Below are 17118 nucleotides of genomic sequence, written 5' to 3' on the forward strand. Positions count from 1 at the left end.
TTCTCGCCTCCCTTTCTAAGTAATTATCTGTATGTATTGGCTGATGATTCTTTCCATATATGAATGTATCATAAAATATAATAAAAAAAACAACAAAAAAAGCAGTCGGGATAATTCCCGCTGCTGCTTATTTTGTTTCACGATGTGCAGTTGCACGCTTTTCTCTTGGGCAATATTTTTTAAGCTCAAGACGATCTGGATTATTACGTTTATTCTTTTTAGAAATATAGTTACGGTCTCCGCACTCTGTGCACGCTAACGTAATATTTACACGCATATTTTTCCCTCCAAACATACCTGTTTCGTTCATACGACTTTTCTATAATAGCACTTTTCATCAGGAAATGCTAGTAGGTTTTTTTAATTATTTAGGTCATATCGCTTTCCTTTGACAAGATAGAAAACATTCTCTGCAATGTTTGTTGTATGGTCTGCAGCCCGTTCAAGATAGCGACATATAAAGGAGAGCTGGGTTATCTGTGCCGTGTAGCTAGGATTTTCTTGATTTAGTTTCAACAGTTCCCTGATTGTCTGACCATACAAATCATCGACCTGATCATCCATTTCAGCAATCTTCTTTGCCTTAGACAAATCCTCTTCTCCAAAAGATTCTAAGGACAACGACAGCATCTCCAGTGTTAGTTTGTGCATTTCCTTAATATGTTCAATTGGTTTTACAAGGGGTTCCTTGCCAATCCGGATTGCCGATTTAGCAATGTTTACGCCAAAGTCAGCGATTCTTTCAATATCGTTTGCGATTTTAATCGCTACAATAATTCTCCGTAAATCTACAGCAACAGGGGATTGTTTTGCTATTAGTAGGATAGCAAAATCATTAATCTCTTCTTCCAAGATATTTGCTTTAGAATCATCTTCAATTATTTTTAAAGCTAGTTCAATATCTTGGTTTTCAAGAGCTTCTAAAGAACGTGTTAATGCGTCAGCACTGAAATTCCCAAGTTCGATTAATCGATTTTGAAGTTCTCGCAGTTCCTCTTCAAATTTCTCTCTAACAACCATCGTTTTGCTCCTTTCATCACATCAGACTAAACTAACTCAACAAGAAAATTTGTCTTTCATTGATCAGCCAAATCGACCAGTAATATAATCTTCCGTCCGTTTATCAGAAGGATTGGAGAAGATTTTATTTGTATCGGCAAACTCAACGACTTCCCCACTGAGAAAGAAAGCTGTTTTGTCTGAAATTCGAGCCGCCTGCTGCATATTATGGGTAACGATAATAATACTAAAATCCTTTTTCAACTCTTGGACCAGTTCTTCAACCTTTAATGTAGATATTGGGTCAAGCGCTGATGTTGGTTCGTCCATGAGAATAACATCTGGTTCAATTGCTAGTGCACGGGCAATACATAGACGTTGTTGTTGCCCCCCAGAAAGTCCATAGGCATTTTCATTAAGGCGGTCCTTCACTTCGTCCCAAATAGCCGCGCCCCTTAAGCTCTTTTCAACGATTTCATTTAAAATTTTCTTATCGCGAATCCCATGAATTTTCGGTCCATAGGCAACATTCTCAAAAATTGATTTCGGAAAAGGATTAGGTTTTTGAAAAACCATTCCTACTTTTGTTCTTAAATCTTCTACTTTAAAGTTTTTATCAAGAATATTCTTTCCACGGTACAATATTTCTCCGGAAATCCTTACTACTGGAATCATTTCCACCATTCTGTTTAAGGTTTTAATATATGTGGATTTCCCACACCCAGATGGACCAATGATTGCGGTGACCTCATTCTCATAAATAGACAAATTAATATTTTTTAACGCCTGATCTTCACCATACCAAAGGTTTAAATCCTTCGTATCATAAACAATACTTTTCTTCGTGTCGGGCACTGGCGATTCCCCCATGGTAGAAACTTGTTTCTTGTTTTCTGTTAATACCGACATCAATAAAAACCTCCTGGTAGCTAAAATCTTCTTTGAAACTTATTTCGGATTAAGATCGCGATTGAATTCATTATGAACAAGACAAGTAGTAAAATTAAGATGGTTGCAGCTGCCAAATTCATATACTCTGATACCAACGCAGAATCGAGTGTCCAATAATAAATCTGGACGGGAAGAATCGTAAACTTATCAAAGATTCCATCTGGTAGAGGAATTAGTAATGCCGGTATTCCGATAACTACAAGTGGCGCAGTCTCACCAATTGCCCGGGAAAGGGCTAATATCGTTCCCGTTAAAATTCCTGGTATAGAAGCTGGTAGGACTACATTTTTAATGGTTTGCCATTTAGTTGCACCCATCCCGTAGGAAGCTTCTCTTAGAAATTGTGGAACCGCTCGAATTGCTTCTTGCGCCGATACAACCACAACCGGTAGTACAAGAAGGGCCATCGTTAAACCACCAGCTAAAACGATATTCCCCAAATCTAAACCTCTAACAAAAACTGTCAATCCCAAAAGACCAAAGACGACAGATGGAACTCCAGCTAAATTGGCAATATTGGTTTGAAACAGGGACTGTAACCGCCCCTTTTTAGCATACTCTTCCAGATAAATGGCAGTCCCGACACCTAATAGCATCGTGACAGGAGCAACAACAAGCATTAACCAAAAGGTTCCAAGGATTGCCCCCATAATCCCTGCCCTCTCCGGCTCAGTAGATAACTTGTTTGTAATAAAATCAAAATTTATCCACCCTGCTCCATCTCGGAAAACTCGGTAAATAAGAATAACTAGAACAATTAGACCAAATAACGTAGCCAGAAGGAATAATGATTTTGCAAGCATATTAAGAAATAATCTTGAACCCATTTTTTTCTGAACTTGATTGTTATCAACGTATTTCATTTTTAATATTCCTCCCTATATTTGCGAGAAATATATTGCGCAATCATGTTCATAATCAGCGTAAACACAAATAGTGTAAACGCAACAGCATATAAACTATGATATAAAGTCGTTCCAGCAGCCGCCTCACCACCAGTTACTTCAACTATATAAGCTGTCATGGTTTGCATAGATTGCGTAACATCAAAGGTAAAGTTTTTTGAACTGCCGCTCGCAATGGTAACAATCATCGTTTCGCCAATGGCACGAGAAATACCTAACACAAAGGAAGCAATGATTCCAGAAATGGCTGCTGGTAAAACGACTTTCCAGGTCACTTCTAGCTTCGTTGAACCTAGGGCTAGTGCCCCTTCTCTCATTGCATTTGGCACTGAACTCATGGCATCCTCAGAGAGGGACGCCACCATTGGGATGATCATAATTCCCATTACAATACCAGGACTAAGAATATTCGTTGGTTCCAATCCTGGGATGAAGGATCTTAATAGCGGTGTAACAAAGGTAAAGGCAAAGAAACCATATACAATTGTTGGGATACCCGCAAGAATCTCCAGAATAGGCTTTAAAATTTTTCGAGCTTTCTCCGACGCGTATTCACTTAAATAAATCGCCGTCATAAGACCAATAGGAATGGCGACAAGCATCGCGATTAGAGTAGATATAAGAGTACCGGTCAGCAGTGGCAACACACCAAAAACCGCGTGTTCTCCTAAAGGTTTTAACTCAGTGCCAGTAAAGAAGCTTATAATTGGTACCTCTTGAAAAAAGAGCACTGTTTCGGTAATTAGCGTTAGCAGAATACCGACAGTTGTAAGAATTGATATAACAGCAATTCCTAAAAGGATTCCTGGAATCAGTTTTTCGACTGAATTTCCGATACTCTTTGTTTTTTTCTTTTCATCTATCAAATCACGGATTTTCATTTTGTTTTGATCCGCTGTCTTTTGCAATTTTATTAACCCCTTTAACCTTAATTATGAACCTAGAGGGAATAATCAATAAGAATAGCTAAAAGATGAGAAGAGTACACTTCTCATCCATTAGACTGATTGAAGGTTACTATTCACCTTTCAAGCCATTTAATGTGTCAACAGTGGCTTGAATTTCTTCTTCAGGAAGTGGTGCAAAACCAGTTTCTTGAGCAACTTCATTTGCATTTTCCATTGTATAGATAGCATAATCTAACACCTGTGGTTTTTCTTTTGCATGGTTAACGTTTAGGTAACTGAATACCGGGCGAGTAAATTCTGCATATTCTCCATCTTCAGCGATAGTTTCCACAGAAGGTTCTACTGGACCATTACCAAAATCAACATTAACAGCTGTTAGCTTATCGGTATTGCTCGCATAATATCCATATCCAAAGAATGCAATGGCGTTTTTGTCTTTGGAAACTAGATCAACAAGTACAGAATAATCTTGCTGAAGGTTAGCCCCTTCTACCATATCTTGCTCTCCAAGGATGTTTTCAAACATGAACTCGTATGTTCCATGATTTTCATTTGGTCCGTATGTTTTAATTTCTTCCTCAGGGAAGTCTGGGCGCACATCTGACCACTTTTGCTTTCCACCACTCGCAAGGAAGATTTCAATGATTTCTTGTTGTGTTAATTCAGTAGCCCAATCGTTTTCTTTATTAATAACGAATGTTAAACCATCCAAAGCAACCTTTAGTTCTTGTACTTCAGTTCCTAGCTCTTCAGCTTTAGCTAACTCTTCTTCTTTAATTGAACGTGAAGCATTGTTAAAGTCTGTCCCATCTTCTACTAAGAATTTCTGAAATCCTGCAGAGGTACCAGCACGACTAACTTCAACCGAAACATTCTCCTGGGCATTTGTCATATAATTTTCTGCCATTTTAGCCATAAAAGGATAGACTGTACCAGAGCCGTCAATCACAACACTGCCTTCTAATTCCGCCCCACCCTCCGGTGAGTCATTGCCTCCACAAGCAGCCATAATCATCATAACTGAAGCCATTAATGTCATTAAGCTAAATTTTTTCAGACGTTTCATTCCGTATTCCCCCTAAGAGATATCGTTTGTTTTGTCCTACAAGTAACAGAATACAGACCTTTTTTTAATTCTGTTTAAATAGAATGTAAAGGTTTTGTAAATTCACATGAATTTTATGTATATCTGTCGAAAATCAGGACCATAATCCATATATGATTTAATGGTTAGTATCACCTAAAAGCAAAAAAAAACTGCCCTATTGGACAGTTTTATTACTATTCTTCTTCGGATTCACCATCGTTTGAAGGAGTATTGTTATTTTCAGTTTCTTCAGTCTGCCTAGCCTTTTTTATATCAAAATACGTATCTAGCACCCTACGCCCGATGACACTATTTGCCGTATGGCCACTGTTCCCTTCATATGCCCATGGAACCATTACTGCCATAGCTATTTCTGGATTATCGTATGGTGCATACCCTACAAGACTAAGGTTCATAACACCTGGAGCCTCATTAAAGTTGCCACGCTCTGGTCCATCATAGAATGCTTGGGCAGTCCCTGTTTTACCTGCTGGTTTATAGCTTGCGCTTCCAAAGCTTCCATAAGCCGTTCCGCCAGAAACCTGCATAACTCGGCGGAACCCTTCCTGTACGCCTGCAATCCATTCAGGCTCAGCATCTACCTTATTAAGAACAACAGGCTCAAAAGTTTTTACCACTGGACCTATATCTTTATTATCCATGATTGGCTCACGAATCTCTCTAACAATCTGCGGTTTAATTCGATTACCACCATTAGCAATGGTTGAAACGTATTGCGCCAGCTGCATAGGGGTATAAGTATCATACTGACCAATAGCAAAATCAAGTAAGAGACCTGGGCCACGGTCAAACCCTTTAAATCCGGCCATTTCGTTCGGAAGATCAATTCCAGTCCTTATTCCAAGCCCAAATTGAGCAAATGAATTCCTAAATGTATCAAACGCTTTTGGGTTGATTGAAAGAGGTTGATTATACCGATATACTCCCTCGCCAACATTAATTGCGGTCCTATACATAAAGACGTTTGATGATACTTTAAGTGCATTTTTGTAATCAAGAGTACCTAAACCTGCTCTCCATGAGCTTTTAGGCTTTGTGTCTTTAATTACAATCGGAGTATCATGGAAGGTCGTACTTGGGACGATCGCGCCAGTATTTAAACCTGTTAGCACAGTTGCTCCTTTAACTGCTGAACCTACAGTGTAGGATGTGGAGATATTCCCTAGGGCAAAGTCTTTCATCTCCCTAACCCCTGTTTCTTTATCCTTTACAATTTGCTTACCCGCCATCGTTAATACTTCTCCTGTAAAAGGATCCATTAGAACCACAAAGGCTCGGTCTAAAAATCTAGTTCTTGGCTGCTGCTTTGCCTTAACTAACTCTTCTTCAATAATTTTCTCAACAGCAATTTGTAAATCCATATCTATTGTAAGGACCAGGTCTTTTCCTCTATTTCCTTCAGTAATTACCTCAGTATCAAGAACATTCCCTGCCTTATCGGTAATATTTTTCACTTTTGCCTTTTGCCCGTGTAGAACATCTTCATATTGAAGTTCTAAATAGCTTCTTCCAACTCGGTCATTTCGACTGTAATCTCTTGACAAATAATACTCTAAGCTTTCTCTTGGCAAACCCTCGTTGGAGTCAGTAATCCCACCAAGAACCGATGATAACGTTGGCTTAAGAGGATACTCTCGGTCCCAATCTGTCGTTGTATCCACTCCTGGCAACTGTTCTAAGTTTTCACTAACAGCCGCATACTCTTTAGCAGAAACTTCTTTTTTCACAATTTGTGGTGTAAGTGCATAACCACTATTGAACTCCCTAAAGATAGCTAAAATTTCTAAATCCTCATCAGTAAGTTGATCTAAATCCTTTTCTGTTATTCTTTCGAGTTGAAGGTCATAGATTGCCTTATCATCAAGCTCTTTTTCTTTATATAAATCCCACTCAGCTTCGGTTATTTTCTCTTTAGCACGCTCAGGATTTTTCAAGATCCAGTAGTCCTTTTTATCTCGTTCCCTTACAGCGTCTGTATCCTTGTATATCAGCTTTGCCAACCGTTCTGCTACCTTTAACATTTCCTCCGTGGAAGTTCCTTGACTTCTTGTATAAGTAATCGCGTCACTAGCTGTATTGTCAACAATCGTTGTCATATTTCGATCAAACATTTTGCCACGAGGTACTGGACTGTTAACAGTTACATCCTCGGTCCGTTCGATTTCACGCTTATAATCTTCTCCATAGACAATTTGGACAATCCCAAGTCTCAAAATTAACATCGAAAACAACATAAAGACTGCAAAAAACAATAAATTTAGCCTAAAGGAAACCTGTTTCGTTTTTTTCTTTTTCCCCATCTTCCCCCCACCTTCCTTTTTAAAAAAGGGATACGATGCATGATTGCATACCCTTTATTTTAAAGGAAAAGCAGGGATATATCTATTGGAAATTTTAATCCGAAACGTTTACCGCGAACTTTAGGTATAGGATAGCTTAATATGACGCACAAAGAAGTAAATGATCGTATGACCACTTCCAATGATTAGGAGTAAGATAGGGATACTCTTCTCTTGATTGAACCAGTGGATAGCACCCAAGAATAACAGAATTGAAAGTATTCTCCCCATATTTAAGAACACTTCTTTTACCACTATGTATTCTATTCTCATTTCGGCAGCCTTCCAGCCTCTACCGATGACATCATAGGTTAATGACGCATACGGAACGAGTAATAGTGGATAGGCAATTGCAATAATTGCAGCATATATGAGAAGTTTAAAATAAGTTAAATCAAAAACAATTAAGAAGATAACTAAATAAAGCAGAATTCCTCCAACGAGAATGGCTTTTTTACGCCATTCTTTTTTTAACATCCTAGAAACAAAAAAATAGGTTAAAAAAGCAATACCAGAATTAATAAGCCCAAATGTCCCTAATGCCATTTCGCTTCCAGTAGAGATAAAAACAAAGACAGAGATAATAAACGCAAATGTTCCTTCCCTAAGTCCTTGAAAAATGTGAGCATTTGTAACCATCCGCCAATTATCGCTATTTTTCCGTTCTTTCCAAATTCTTGTGAACCAGTACTTCCCTTCTGCAGGACGCCGCTTTAAATAGAAGCTTAAAAAGACAGCAACCGAAAACAATGCTAAGGAAATACCAAATATAATTGTATAGCCCGTGAACTTTTCCAACCTTGAAATAATAAAACCAGCTGCAAACGGACCAATCATTCCGCCAGCTGAGGATAGGATTCCTAAAAAGCCATTGAAAAAGTCGCGAGTTTCTGGTTCGGTAATCTCAAAGGTTAGGACGTTAAAAGCTAACCAGTAAAACCCGTAGCCAATCCCAAGCACCCCACCAAGAAGCAAGAGAAATTCTGATGCTCTTTCCCCTGCAAAAAGAACCGCAAGGTAAAAAGAGGCTAAAAAAATTACACCAATCCTTAACACAATGACTCGGTCTATCTTTTTTGCCCATCGACCAGCTAAAATAAAAGTCACCAATTGCATCACAACAATTGACAGATTATAAAATCCAAGGTCAAGATATTCTCCAGATTGCTTCCATAAATAGATATTGACGAAAGTATTAGACAAAGCAACACTTAATGAATATAAGCCTCCGATCAACAGAAGAAGCGTTAAGTCTTTTGTTAGTTCCACATCACCTATTAGTTTTTTAACTTTACTCATTAAGAAACTCCCCTTTTCTTCTGTGTAGTTTCTATCAATCCACAATGACTTATTCATGATTAAAGAAAGCAGTAAAGAAGCAGGGAATTAATTTTCTCCATAAAAAAAAAAGACAGGCAAATTGCGCCTGTCTTTTCGTCATTGTCCATTATTATTTCGCAGCGTTGTAACGCTTGTTTACTTCATCCCAGTTTACTACGTTCCAGAATGCACCAATATAATCTGGTCTTCTGTTCTGGTAGTTTAGGTAGTAAGCATGCTCCCATACATCAAGACCAAGTACTGGAGTCTTACCTTCCATAAGTGGTGAATCTTGGTTTGGTGTGCTTGTTACTTCAATTTCTCCATTGTTTACTGCAAGCCAAGCCCAACCAGATCCAAAGCGAGTTGTTGCTGCTTTTGCAAATTCCTCTTTAAAAGCGTCAAAGCTTCCAAACTTCTTAGTGATTGCCTCAGCAAGTTCACCTGTAGGTTCTCCGCCACCATTTGGAGAAAGGATTTGCCAGAATAAAGAGTGGTTAGCATGTCCACCACCGTTATTGCGTACTGCTGTGCGTGCAGCCTCAGGAACGGCATCAAGGTTTGAGATAACTTCCTCTACTGATTTAGCTAGTAACTCCTCATTGCCAGCTAAAGCATTGTTTAGATTAGTTACATAAGTGTTATGGTGCTTAGTGTGATGAATGTTCATTGTTTCCTTATCGATGTGTGGTTCTAGTGCATCATATGCATAAGGTAATTGTGGTAATTCAAAAGCCATATTTAACATCCTCCTATGTATCGTTTGATATCCTTAAGAATGTTTCTACTATCTTTAGTTTTCAGATATTAGAACCATTCTAAAAGGGCTCTAGCATTAGATTACCAAACAACGGTAATTGATTCAAATAAAACGCTTTATTTGAACCTAATAAAGTTTTCCCTTTATGCTTATTTTTATTCTTAAATGAGCGTAAAACACCAAAACGAATAGAATTCAAAAAATCGTCAATATTACACAATCCCCATTCTGTCAACGATTTATGTCGCATCTAACTACAACACCTTCCAATTACTGTAAAACCACTATTGACATAGTACCTACAATTCTTTTAAATCAAAAGTGTAGAGGCTTTTTTAGGGAGTGATCCTCATGGAGAAAAACATATCTTTATACAGCTTGTTATTGCAAAATTTCATAGATAAAGAGGCGATTCAAAAGGTCAAAGCCGGTACCATTCTTTTTCAGGAAGATGATCGGGTTGATTACATCTATCTCGTCCTAAACGGCACTATCTCGGTTGGACGGGTCCACATGAAGGGGAAAGAATTCATCATGAAGTTGCTGAATGGTGAGGAGATGATTATTGAATACGAATTGTTTAAACATAATCCTCGGTATCATTTTACAGCAAAAGTGATTACTGACTGTGAAATCATTATGATTAAGAGAGAAGCATTCGAGGATTTTGTTTTTAACGACAAAACGGCCATGAATTCGCTTTTAAATTGGCTTAGTACCCGGTATTTAAAAGCCCAAATGAAATGCCAAGACTTAATCATGAATGGTAAAAAAGGTGGACTGTACTCTATACTCATTCGACTTTGTACTAGTTACGGAGTTAAAACAAACGAAGGAATTCTTATCGACCTTCCTCTAACCCATCAAGAGCTAGCTAATTTAACTTTTGGAACGAGAGAAGTAATTCAGCGAATGTTAAAGGAACTCAGAGAACTCAACATTATATCTTATGACCAGCTTAAATTTACCGTAAAAGATTTGAACTTTTTAAAAAGAGAAGTCGACTGCCAAAATTGTACCTTTGAAATTTGTGGCCTGAATTAAAAATGTACTTGACTCTAAAAAAATCGTGCTATGCACGATTTTTTTAGATAGTAACAAAAAAGTAAACCACCATTACGATTTGAATAACCGCTTTCGTCACAACACTGCTTATAAAGCCAATAACGGAACCAAACCCGATTTTTGCTGCCTCTTTGATTTTTCTTCTATTTATTATTAGTTCTGCTAAGAATGCTCCTGCAAAAGGCCCAATTATTATGCCGATAACAGGAATAATAAATGGCCCAATTAACAAACCGATTGTACTTCCCCAAACACCAGCCTTAGACCCTCCATATTTTTTCACACCAATAATATTTGCAATATAGTCAGCTCCAAACAACAGAATGACAAATAAGGCTTGGACCGACCAAAATAACAAATTAAATGGTTCGAAAGAATAAAATACCCCGTAAAGTACGAATCCAGCGAGTAGAAAAACAACACTCGGTATAATTGGATAAATCAATCCTACAAATGCAACTACAAACAATAAAATGATGATGATCCAATACAAATAATCCAAAATATCATCCCTTCAGAATAATAAAATTTCCTAAACAAAAATAAAAGCAAGGGAAGGCCCTTGCTTTATTTTACCATTAATGATTTTCGTCTAACACGTATTCTGCAATATTTACAGCATGGTCACCGACTCGTTCAAGGTTGCTGACAATATCTACGAAAACAATCCCAGCTTGACCAGAACAGTTTCCTTCATTGATTCGGAGGATATGTTGTTTTCTTAGTGATCTCTCCATTTTATCGATTTCTTCTTCTTTCTTTACTACCTTAGCAGCGATTGTTCGATCGTTTTGATCAAGCGCTTGTAAAGCATTATTAACCGTCGAAATCGTAAGTGCAAACATTTCGTCAAGATCGCCCATAGCGGTATCTGTCATTTTAACTTTATTTGCTTGCTGATACTCAACAAGCTCGATAATATTTTCAAAATGGTCACCAATCCGCTCTATATCACGAACTGTATCCATCAGATTCCCATGTTCCTCTGACTCCACTTTTGAAAGGGAGCTAGTCGAGAGCAAAACAAGGTAATCAGTGATTTTTCTATCAAGATTATTAATTGCATCCTCTAATTGATAAGCTGCCCCCGAGTGCTTTGTATTCTTTGTTTTTAAGAACTGATTCGTTTCCTCAAGCCCTTGAACAGCAAATTTCCCCATACGCAAAACTTCTTCCTTGGCTTGTCCAAGTGCAATTGATGGAGATTGTTCAATGAAGATTGGATCGAGATGCTGGGCTTTATATTCTACAATGGAATCTTGCCCTGGAATTAACTTTGTCACGATATAAGCTAACACCGCAATAAACGGCAATTGAAGCAATGTGTTTGAAGCATTAAATATCCCATGCGCAAACGCAATCGTCATTTCTGGATTTAAATTCATGGCCTCTTGAATCATGAGAATGAGGCTCGTAAATGGTTTTAAGAGAAGCAAAAAGATAACTGTCCCAATTAAGTTGAAAAGAACATGGGTTGCAGCAGCACGACGGGCAGCAACAGATGTGCCAATGGCTGCAAGAATGGCTGTAATTGTTGTACCAATGTTATCACCAAACAGAACTGGCAAAGCGGCATTTAAGGTTACGAGACCTTCGCCAAATAATTCCTGAAGAATCCCAATTGTTGCACTAGAACTTTGGACAATGACAGTAAAGAGAGTTCCGACCACAACACCTAATATAGGGTTTGTACTCATTTGAACCGTAAGTTCATGGAAAGCTTCCACACCACGCAGTGGCTTCATCCCAGCGCCCATTAGTTCAAGTCCATAGAATAAGGCACCAAACCCAAAGACAAGCTGACCGACGTTATGTATTTTCTTACTCTTAAAGAAGAACAAAAGAATAGCACCGGCTGCAATAATTGGTAATGCGTACGCGCCAATATCAATACCAATGATAAAAGCAGTAACAGTTGTTCCAATATTGGCTCCCATGATTACACCAATTGCTTGACGTAAAGTCATAAATCCTGCACTGACTAAACCAACCGTGATGGCCGTGGTTCCACTACTTGTCTGTAACAATACCGTTACAAATATCCCAGCTAATACTCCCATTATCGGGTTTGTCGTGAACTTATCCAATATATCTCTTAGGCGATCACCTGCAGATCTTTGTAGTCCGTCCCCCATGTATTTTATCCCGAATAGGAAAATACCAAGGCCGCCCAAAAATTCAAACAGCATTTGTTGTACATTCAATTCCATCATTTCAACCCCTAGAATTTTTTCGACTAGTTTCAGCAAACCTCTACATTATGAAAGATTTACTAGGGAATTGTAAACATTTTTTTAAGCAAATTTACAATACCTTAACATTTCGAAAGAAATATTACAAAATTATTACAAGGAAATCCATTTAACTTGTGAAACCTTACCTATCAAGATACAATTAAACCCGTTAATTATGATAAAGGGTGTGGTTCCATGAATATTTTTGTTCAGTTTTTTAAAAGCATTTACTCACCAAAAGACATCGCATCATTCCGTTTACAGGGAATTGGGAAAACCATCTTATATGTCTTTTTACTTTCAGCAATATCCGTCTTTCCTACGATTTATTTTTCAAACACAGCAATTAAAGAAGCTGTAAGTGTGATAGAGGAAACGATAAAAGAAGATCTCCCGGATTTTCAAATTGAGAACGGATTGCTTACTTCCACAGAAAATGAGCCAATTCTGATTACTAAAGGAGATTTCTCAATTATCTTCGACTCGTCCGGAACGATGGATACTTCGAATGTGACAACAGGAGATACCCTTGCTCTTCTTAAGCAAGAAATGGTGTTAATTGCAGGTGGAGAAGCAAATTCCATCCCTTATTCTATGCTAGGAGCACAAACCACTACTAAGCAAGAAATTGAAACTTTCATTGACGGCTCAGATTCAGCTTTAGCAATATTTTTGCCCATTTTTTCTCTCGCTATTTACCTTTTTACTAGTGGCATTGGGTTTATTGAAATTTCCATTATTGCTTTATTTGGTCTCCTCCTTAAAAATCTTGTTGGGAAACCCCTTCAATATCGACATCTTTGGCGAATGGCTGCCTACAGTGTAACACTCCCTACTGTCTTTTTTACAATCATGTCTTTGCTTCAGGTACATGTACCATTCGGGTCTTTAATAAATTGGTTCGTCAGTCTTACCGTGCTACTTCTTGCGATTCAAGAAGTACCACACTCAAAAGAACCCGAACTTGTTGATAATGAATAATGGTCCTACTGCATTCAAATATGGATGCAGTTTTTTGTTCTAACTCTAGTGTTTTATGCATATAAATGGACAAACCTTACGATGGAGGATTGTTCAATGAAAAAACTAGCAGGATTCCTATTTATTGTTCTCATATTGTTTTCTATATACAATGATCTTAGTTACGGTAGTCTTCCAACAGCAGTTAGTACCAATAAAATTGAAGCCAAAACAGTCGTTAAGGAAAGCGTCCCCTACTTTGAATATAAAATTCTTCCAGGGGATACGGTTTTGTCTGTATTAGAAAAAAACTTAGATGGACCGCTTCCTGTATCTATTACAAAAGCTGTTGAGGATTTTCAGGATTTAAACAACAATATTGAACCAACAGCCATTAATATTGGAAAAACCTATAAGTTTCCCGAGTATCCCCAAGGACAATAGCAAAGGCTACAAAAGTGAACTTTTCTTGTCAAGGTTGACTATAGCCTGATAAAATAAAAATGGATATGTTTGAATTTCTTTTCTTAAAGGAGCGAATCACTGTTGAGTGAAATAATACACCGTACCAAAACACGCCCTGTTCGCGTGGGCAATTTAACAATCGGTGGCAACAATGAAGTCGTCATTCAGAGTATGACGACAACCAAAACACATGATGTTGAGGCAACTGTTGCTGAAATATTGCGTCTAGAAGAAGCTGGATGCCAGGTTGTACGAGTAGCATGTCCCGACGAACGGGCAGCCAATGCTATATCTGAAATTAAAAAACGAATCAATATTCCTTTGGTCGTCGACATCCATTTCGACTATAAATTAGCGTTAAAAGCAATTGAAGGCGGCGCTGATAAAATCAGAATTAATCCAGGAAATATCGGAAGAAGAGAGAAAGTTGAAGCTGTTGTTAAAGCAGCAAAAGAACGTGGGATCCCTATTCGTATCGGGGTCAATGCCGGATCACTTGAAAAACGGATACTAGATAAATATGGGTATCCTACTGCTGACGGCATGGTTGAAAGCGCCCTGCATCATATAAAAATACTTGAGGATTTAGATTTCCACGACATTATTGTTTCTATGAAGGCATCAGATGTAAATCTAGCCATTGAAGCTTACACAAAGGCTGCGCAAGCCTTTGACTATCCTCTACACCTCGGAATAACCGAATCGGGCACACTGTTTGCTGGTACAGTAAAAAGTGCGGCAGGACTTGGAGCCATCCTAAGTAAAGGAATTGGAAACACTGTACGTATCTCCTTGAGTGCGGATCCTGTCGAAGAGGTTAAAGTGGCCAGAGAACTTTTAAAATCATTTGGCCTCGCTGCTAATGCGGCTACACTTATTTCTTGTCCGACATGTGGTCGAATCGAAATTGACTTGATTTCAATTGCTAACGAAGTTGAGGAATACATTTCAAAGATAAAAGCACCTATTAAGGTTGCTGTACTAGGATGCGCAGTTAACGGTCCAGGTGAAGCTCGCGAAGCTGATATCGGAATTGCGGGGGCTCGCGGGGAAGGTCTGCTTTTCCGTCACGGAAAAACGGTAAGGAAAGTTCCAGAAGACCAATTGGTTGAGGAATTAAAAAAAGAAATCGATAAAATTGCTGAAGAAAAACTTATTGAAATGGCAGAACGAAAATAATATATTAGAAAAGGCCCGGAAACCCGGGCCTTTTTTTTTGCTCCCTTTGAAGTGAACTCAATAAAACGGCAAAACAAACATCCCAATAATAATCGAAACAGCACCTATTCCGATTGCCCAGGTAGCTAGCCCTTTGGCTCCACCACGATTTCTCGCAATGAAACCAAGAACAACACCTGTTATGCCAAGAACAACAGGTAAAACAAACAATGAAAGGATTGAAATCGCCAGAGCGGAAATGCCTACAATACCAGCTCTTGCTTTCATCGTTTCTTGGTCTCCTGTTTCTACATCACGGTCACGACCTAAGCTGACAGGAGCTGCAATCTCAGCAGCCGTTTCCTCACGGTAGCTCGTCTCTGTCTCTTGAGACATATCCGCTTGAGAAGCTGTGTTCATTCCCGATACTTGGTTATAGTCAACGTTATTTTCTCGGGGCAAGGCTAATCCTAACGGAGTAGTAGCAGAAGCCCCTGTACCTTCTTTATTAATGTCGTTATCAAGCATATTTTGTTCAGGCTCGTTCAAATACTCGGGTTTATCCTGGTTTCGATTTTCGTCTGCCATCATAATCCCTCGCTTTCATAGTGGAGCATTTATATTGTCTGCGAGAAAGCAACTTTTTACGATGTCAATATCTGTCTAAAAAGGACAGATATTTCTTCAAACGGTTCCAATCATCTGGTAAGATTATCAGGGAAAAGAATTTTAACAGGGGAGATTAACAAATGACAAAGCGTTTTGGTATCGACATCGACGGAACCGTTACTTGCCCAGCTTCCATGGTTCCTTTTTTAAATGAAGCATTTAATTTAAATATTTCACTTAAAGATATAAAACAATATGATTTAATGCCCCTTGTTTCCGTATCCAAAGAAGAATTCGCTGAATGGTTTACAAAAAATGAGCCAAAGATTTATTCGAACTCTCCGATGGCAAAAGGAGCAAAAGAAATATTAGATGATTGGGCAAAAACAAATGAGTTGTTTTTCATTAGTGCAAGAGGCCAGCAGTTGCTCAACGTTACGGCTGAATGGTTTAATGTCCATAACATTGATTATGATCATATAGAACTTATAGGTAGCCATGATAAGGTGGCATCAGCGAAAAAATATAATGTAGACATCTTTTTTGAAGACAAGCACGATAATGCCGTGACCATTCATGAAGAATGCCAAATTCCAGTCATCCTATTCAATACTCCCTATAATCAGGATCCCATTCCAGAAGGTGTGATTCGCGTGAATAATTGGTATGAAGCCAATAATTGGGTTAATAACTGGCTACAGAAATAATTAAAAGGTCCATCCCCATCGGATGGACCTTTCTTTTTTATTTAGTTAACCCTGATATTAGATATTGTGGTCGTTCTTTGACTTCAACTGACGGACCGAAGCGACTCAAGGGGCTAGGCGCTGCAACTGACTGGATCACCCGCACGCCCCGCGAAAACAAGCGCCTGGAGTGGAAACCAACTTTACTTGTTTAATGAAGCCTTTTAACTAAAACACTCCGGACACTTTCCATAAATTTCAAACTTATGTCCAGACACATCATACCCTTTTAAACTTTCGCTAAGCGCACTCATCGGACAAGTTTCAATTTCTTTTGTTTTTCCACAGTCTAAGCAGATAAAATGATGATGATGATGATGCGCTTGATGTGAGCAAGCAAATCGAAAATGTTTTTCGCCTGAAAGCTCAGTCATTTCTAGGATTCCCAAATCAACAAACACAGAGAGGTTCCGGTAAATAGTGTCAAAACTTAAACCAGGGTAATGTATTTTTAACTTGTCTAACACATCTCGGGCTGTTAGATATTTTTCATGATCAGAGAAAAGCTGAAGCATCTCCTCCCTTTTCCCTGTGTGTTTATACCCGGCATCCTTCAAGAGATCCATTGCTTCATTTACATTCAATTCACTC

18 protein-coding genes are annotated in these 17118 nt (G+C 38.4%); 5 read left to right on the top strand and 13 right to left on the bottom strand.

Annotation, left to right across the window (positions count from 1 at the left end; all coding sequences use genetic code 11):
* Positions 1–127: 127 nt before the first annotated feature.
* The 9 genes from rpmG to BMX30_RS02790 all read right to left on the bottom strand — a co-directional run bounded on the left by rpmG (position 128) and on the right by BMX30_RS02790 (position 9269).
* Positions 128–277: a 50S ribosomal protein L33 gene (gene rpmG, locus BMX30_RS02750; RefSeq protein WP_090740981.1), complete on the bottom strand. Its 150-nt coding sequence runs from the start codon at positions 275–277 to the stop codon at positions 128–130.
* Between the two features lie 83 nt (positions 278–360).
* Entirely contained in the window at positions 361–1020 is a 660-nt protein-coding gene (gene phoU / locus BMX30_RS02755; protein WP_090740983.1) for a phosphate signaling complex protein PhoU, read from the bottom strand.
* Positions 1021–1083: 63 nt separating this feature from the next.
* Positions 1084–1869, bottom strand: coding sequence for a phosphate ABC transporter ATP-binding protein PstB (pstB, locus tag BMX30_RS02760; protein WP_244532504.1), 786 nt, complete (start codon positions 1867–1869; stop codon positions 1084–1086).
* 59 nt (positions 1870–1928) lie between these two features.
* Positions 1929–2813 carry a phosphate ABC transporter permease PstA gene (pstA, locus tag BMX30_RS02765; RefSeq protein WP_090740987.1) on the bottom strand — a complete coding sequence of 295 codons (885 nt, stop codon included), beginning with the start codon at positions 2811–2813 and terminating at the stop codon, positions 1929–1931.
* Between the two features lie 2 nt (positions 2814–2815).
* Positions 2816–3736, bottom strand: a complete 921-nt coding sequence (gene pstC / locus BMX30_RS02770) for a phosphate ABC transporter permease subunit PstC (protein ID WP_090741825.1) — start codon at positions 3734–3736, stop codon at positions 2816–2818.
* Between the two features lie 136 nt (positions 3737–3872).
* Positions 3873–4829: a PstS family phosphate ABC transporter substrate-binding protein gene (locus BMX30_RS02775; RefSeq protein WP_090740989.1), complete on the bottom strand. Its 957-nt coding sequence runs from the start codon at positions 4827–4829 to the stop codon at positions 3873–3875.
* Between the two features lie 215 nt (positions 4830–5044).
* Positions 5045–7171: a peptidoglycan D,D-transpeptidase FtsI family protein gene (locus tag BMX30_RS02780; RefSeq protein WP_090740991.1), complete on the bottom strand. Its 2127-nt coding sequence runs from the start codon at positions 7169–7171 to the stop codon at positions 5045–5047.
* A gap of 120 nt (positions 7172–7291) precedes the next feature.
* Positions 7292–8509 carry an MFS transporter gene (locus BMX30_RS02785; RefSeq protein WP_090740993.1) on the bottom strand — a complete coding sequence of 406 codons (1218 nt, stop codon included), beginning with the start codon at positions 8507–8509 and terminating at the stop codon, positions 7292–7294.
* A gap of 151 nt (positions 8510–8660) precedes the next feature.
* On the bottom strand, positions 8661–9269 hold the full coding sequence (locus BMX30_RS02790) for a superoxide dismutase (RefSeq protein WP_090740995.1): 609 nt from the start codon (positions 9267–9269) through the stop codon (positions 8661–8663).
* A gap of 372 nt (positions 9270–9641) precedes the next feature.
* Here BMX30_RS02790 and BMX30_RS02800 point away from each other — a divergent pair, with 372 nt between their 5' ends.
* Positions 9642–10334, top strand: coding sequence for a Crp/Fnr family transcriptional regulator (locus BMX30_RS02800; protein WP_090740998.1), 693 nt, complete (start codon positions 9642–9644; stop codon positions 10332–10334).
* Between the two features lie 43 nt (positions 10335–10377).
* Here BMX30_RS02800 and BMX30_RS02805 read toward each other — a convergent pair whose 3' ends face one another.
* Together BMX30_RS02805 and BMX30_RS02810 are read right to left on the bottom strand one after the other, a co-directional pair.
* Positions 10378–10857, bottom strand: coding sequence for a DUF456 domain-containing protein (locus BMX30_RS02805; RefSeq protein WP_090741000.1), 480 nt, complete (start codon positions 10855–10857; stop codon positions 10378–10380).
* A gap of 76 nt (positions 10858–10933) precedes the next feature.
* Positions 10934–12565, bottom strand: coding sequence for a Na/Pi cotransporter family protein (locus tag BMX30_RS02810; RefSeq protein ID WP_170843796.1), 1632 nt, complete (start codon positions 12563–12565; stop codon positions 10934–10936).
* A 219-nt stretch (positions 12566–12784) separates the two neighbouring features.
* Between BMX30_RS02810 and BMX30_RS02815 the strand changes: the two genes are divergently transcribed.
* The 3 genes from BMX30_RS02815 to ispG all read left to right on the top strand — a co-directional run bounded on the left by BMX30_RS02815 (position 12785) and on the right by ispG (position 15193).
* Positions 12785–13570: a DUF1189 domain-containing protein gene (locus BMX30_RS02815; RefSeq protein ID WP_090741004.1), complete on the top strand. Its 786-nt coding sequence runs from the start codon at positions 12785–12787 to the stop codon at positions 13568–13570.
* Between the two features lie 96 nt (positions 13571–13666).
* Positions 13667–13993, top strand: coding sequence for a hypothetical protein (locus BMX30_RS02820; RefSeq protein WP_090741005.1), 327 nt, complete (start codon positions 13667–13669; stop codon positions 13991–13993).
* A gap of 111 nt (positions 13994–14104) precedes the next feature.
* A complete protein-coding gene (gene ispG, locus BMX30_RS02825; RefSeq protein ID WP_211482051.1) occupies positions 14105–15193 on the top strand; it encodes a flavodoxin-dependent (E)-4-hydroxy-3-methylbut-2-enyl-diphosphate synthase in 1089 nt (362 codons plus the stop codon).
* 57 nt (positions 15194–15250) lie between these two features.
* Here ispG and BMX30_RS02830 read toward each other — a convergent pair whose 3' ends face one another.
* Positions 15251–15763, bottom strand: a complete 513-nt coding sequence (locus BMX30_RS02830; protein ID WP_244532493.1) for a DUF4190 domain-containing protein — start codon at positions 15761–15763, stop codon at positions 15251–15253.
* Positions 15764–15921: 158 nt separating this feature from the next.
* Here BMX30_RS02830 and BMX30_RS02835 point away from each other — a divergent pair, with 158 nt between their 5' ends.
* Positions 15922–16488 (top strand): hypothetical protein, encoded by a 567-nt coding sequence (locus BMX30_RS02835; protein ID WP_090741009.1) that lies wholly within the window; start codon positions 15922–15924, stop codon positions 16486–16488.
* Between the two features lie 203 nt (positions 16489–16691).
* Here BMX30_RS02835 and zur read toward each other — a convergent pair whose 3' ends face one another.
* Positions 16692–17111 (bottom strand): zinc uptake transcriptional repressor Zur, encoded by a 420-nt coding sequence (zur, locus tag BMX30_RS02840; protein ID WP_090741011.1) that lies wholly within the window; start codon positions 17109–17111, stop codon positions 16692–16694.
* Positions 17112–17118: the final 7 nt, after the last annotated feature.

It is taken from the genome of Mesobacillus persicus (genome assembly GCF_900109925.1).
GTDB lineage: Bacteria > Bacillota > Bacilli > Bacillales > Cytobacillaceae > Mesobacillus_B > Mesobacillus_B persicus.

Bases quoted from the DNA above. Each gene is read 5' to 3' on its own strand.
- rpmG (WP_090740981.1), bottom strand. From the start codon at position 277: ATGCGTGTAAATATTACGTTAGCGTGCACAGAGTGCGGAGACCGTAAC.
- phoU (WP_090740983.1), bottom strand. From the start codon at position 1,020: ATGGTTGTTAGAGAGAAATTTGAAGAGGAACTGCGAGAACTTCAAAAT.
- pstB (WP_244532504.1), bottom strand. From the start codon at position 1,869: ATGGGGGAATCGCCAGTGCCCGACACGAAGAAAAGTATTGTTTATGAT.
- pstA (WP_090740987.1), bottom strand. From the start codon at position 2,813: ATGAAATACGTTGATAACAATCAAGTTCAGAAAAAAATGGGTTCAAGA.
- pstC (WP_090741825.1), bottom strand. From the start codon at position 3,736: ATGAAAATCCGTGATTTGATAGATGAAAAGAAAAAAACAAAGAGTATC.
- BMX30_RS02775 (WP_090740989.1), bottom strand. From the start codon at position 4,829: ATGAAACGTCTGAAAAAATTTAGCTTAATGACATTAATGGCTTCAGTT.
- BMX30_RS02780 (WP_090740991.1), bottom strand. From the start codon at position 7,171: ATGGGGAAAAAGAAAAAAACGAAACAGGTTTCCTTTAGGCTAAATTTA.
- BMX30_RS02785 (WP_090740993.1), bottom strand. From the start codon at position 8,509: ATGAGTAAAGTTAAAAAACTAATAGGTGATGTGGAACTAACAAAAGAC.
- BMX30_RS02790 (WP_090740995.1), bottom strand. From the start codon at position 9,269: ATGGCTTTTGAATTACCACAATTACCTTATGCATATGATGCACTAGAA.
- BMX30_RS02800 (WP_090740998.1), top strand. From the start codon at position 9,642: ATGGAGAAAAACATATCTTTATACAGCTTGTTATTGCAAAATTTCATA.
- BMX30_RS02810 (WP_170843796.1), bottom strand. From the start codon at position 12,565: ATGGAATTGAATGTACAACAAATGCTGTTTGAATTTTTGGGCGGCCTT.
- BMX30_RS02815 (WP_090741004.1), top strand. From the start codon at position 12,785: ATGAATATTTTTGTTCAGTTTTTTAAAAGCATTTACTCACCAAAAGAC.
- BMX30_RS02820 (WP_090741005.1), top strand. From the start codon at position 13,667: ATGAAAAAACTAGCAGGATTCCTATTTATTGTTCTCATATTGTTTTCT.
- BMX30_RS02830 (WP_244532493.1), bottom strand. From the start codon at position 15,763: ATGATGGCAGACGAAAATCGAAACCAGGATAAACCCGAGTATTTGAAC.
- BMX30_RS02835 (WP_090741009.1), top strand. From the start codon at position 15,922: ATGACAAAGCGTTTTGGTATCGACATCGACGGAACCGTTACTTGCCCA.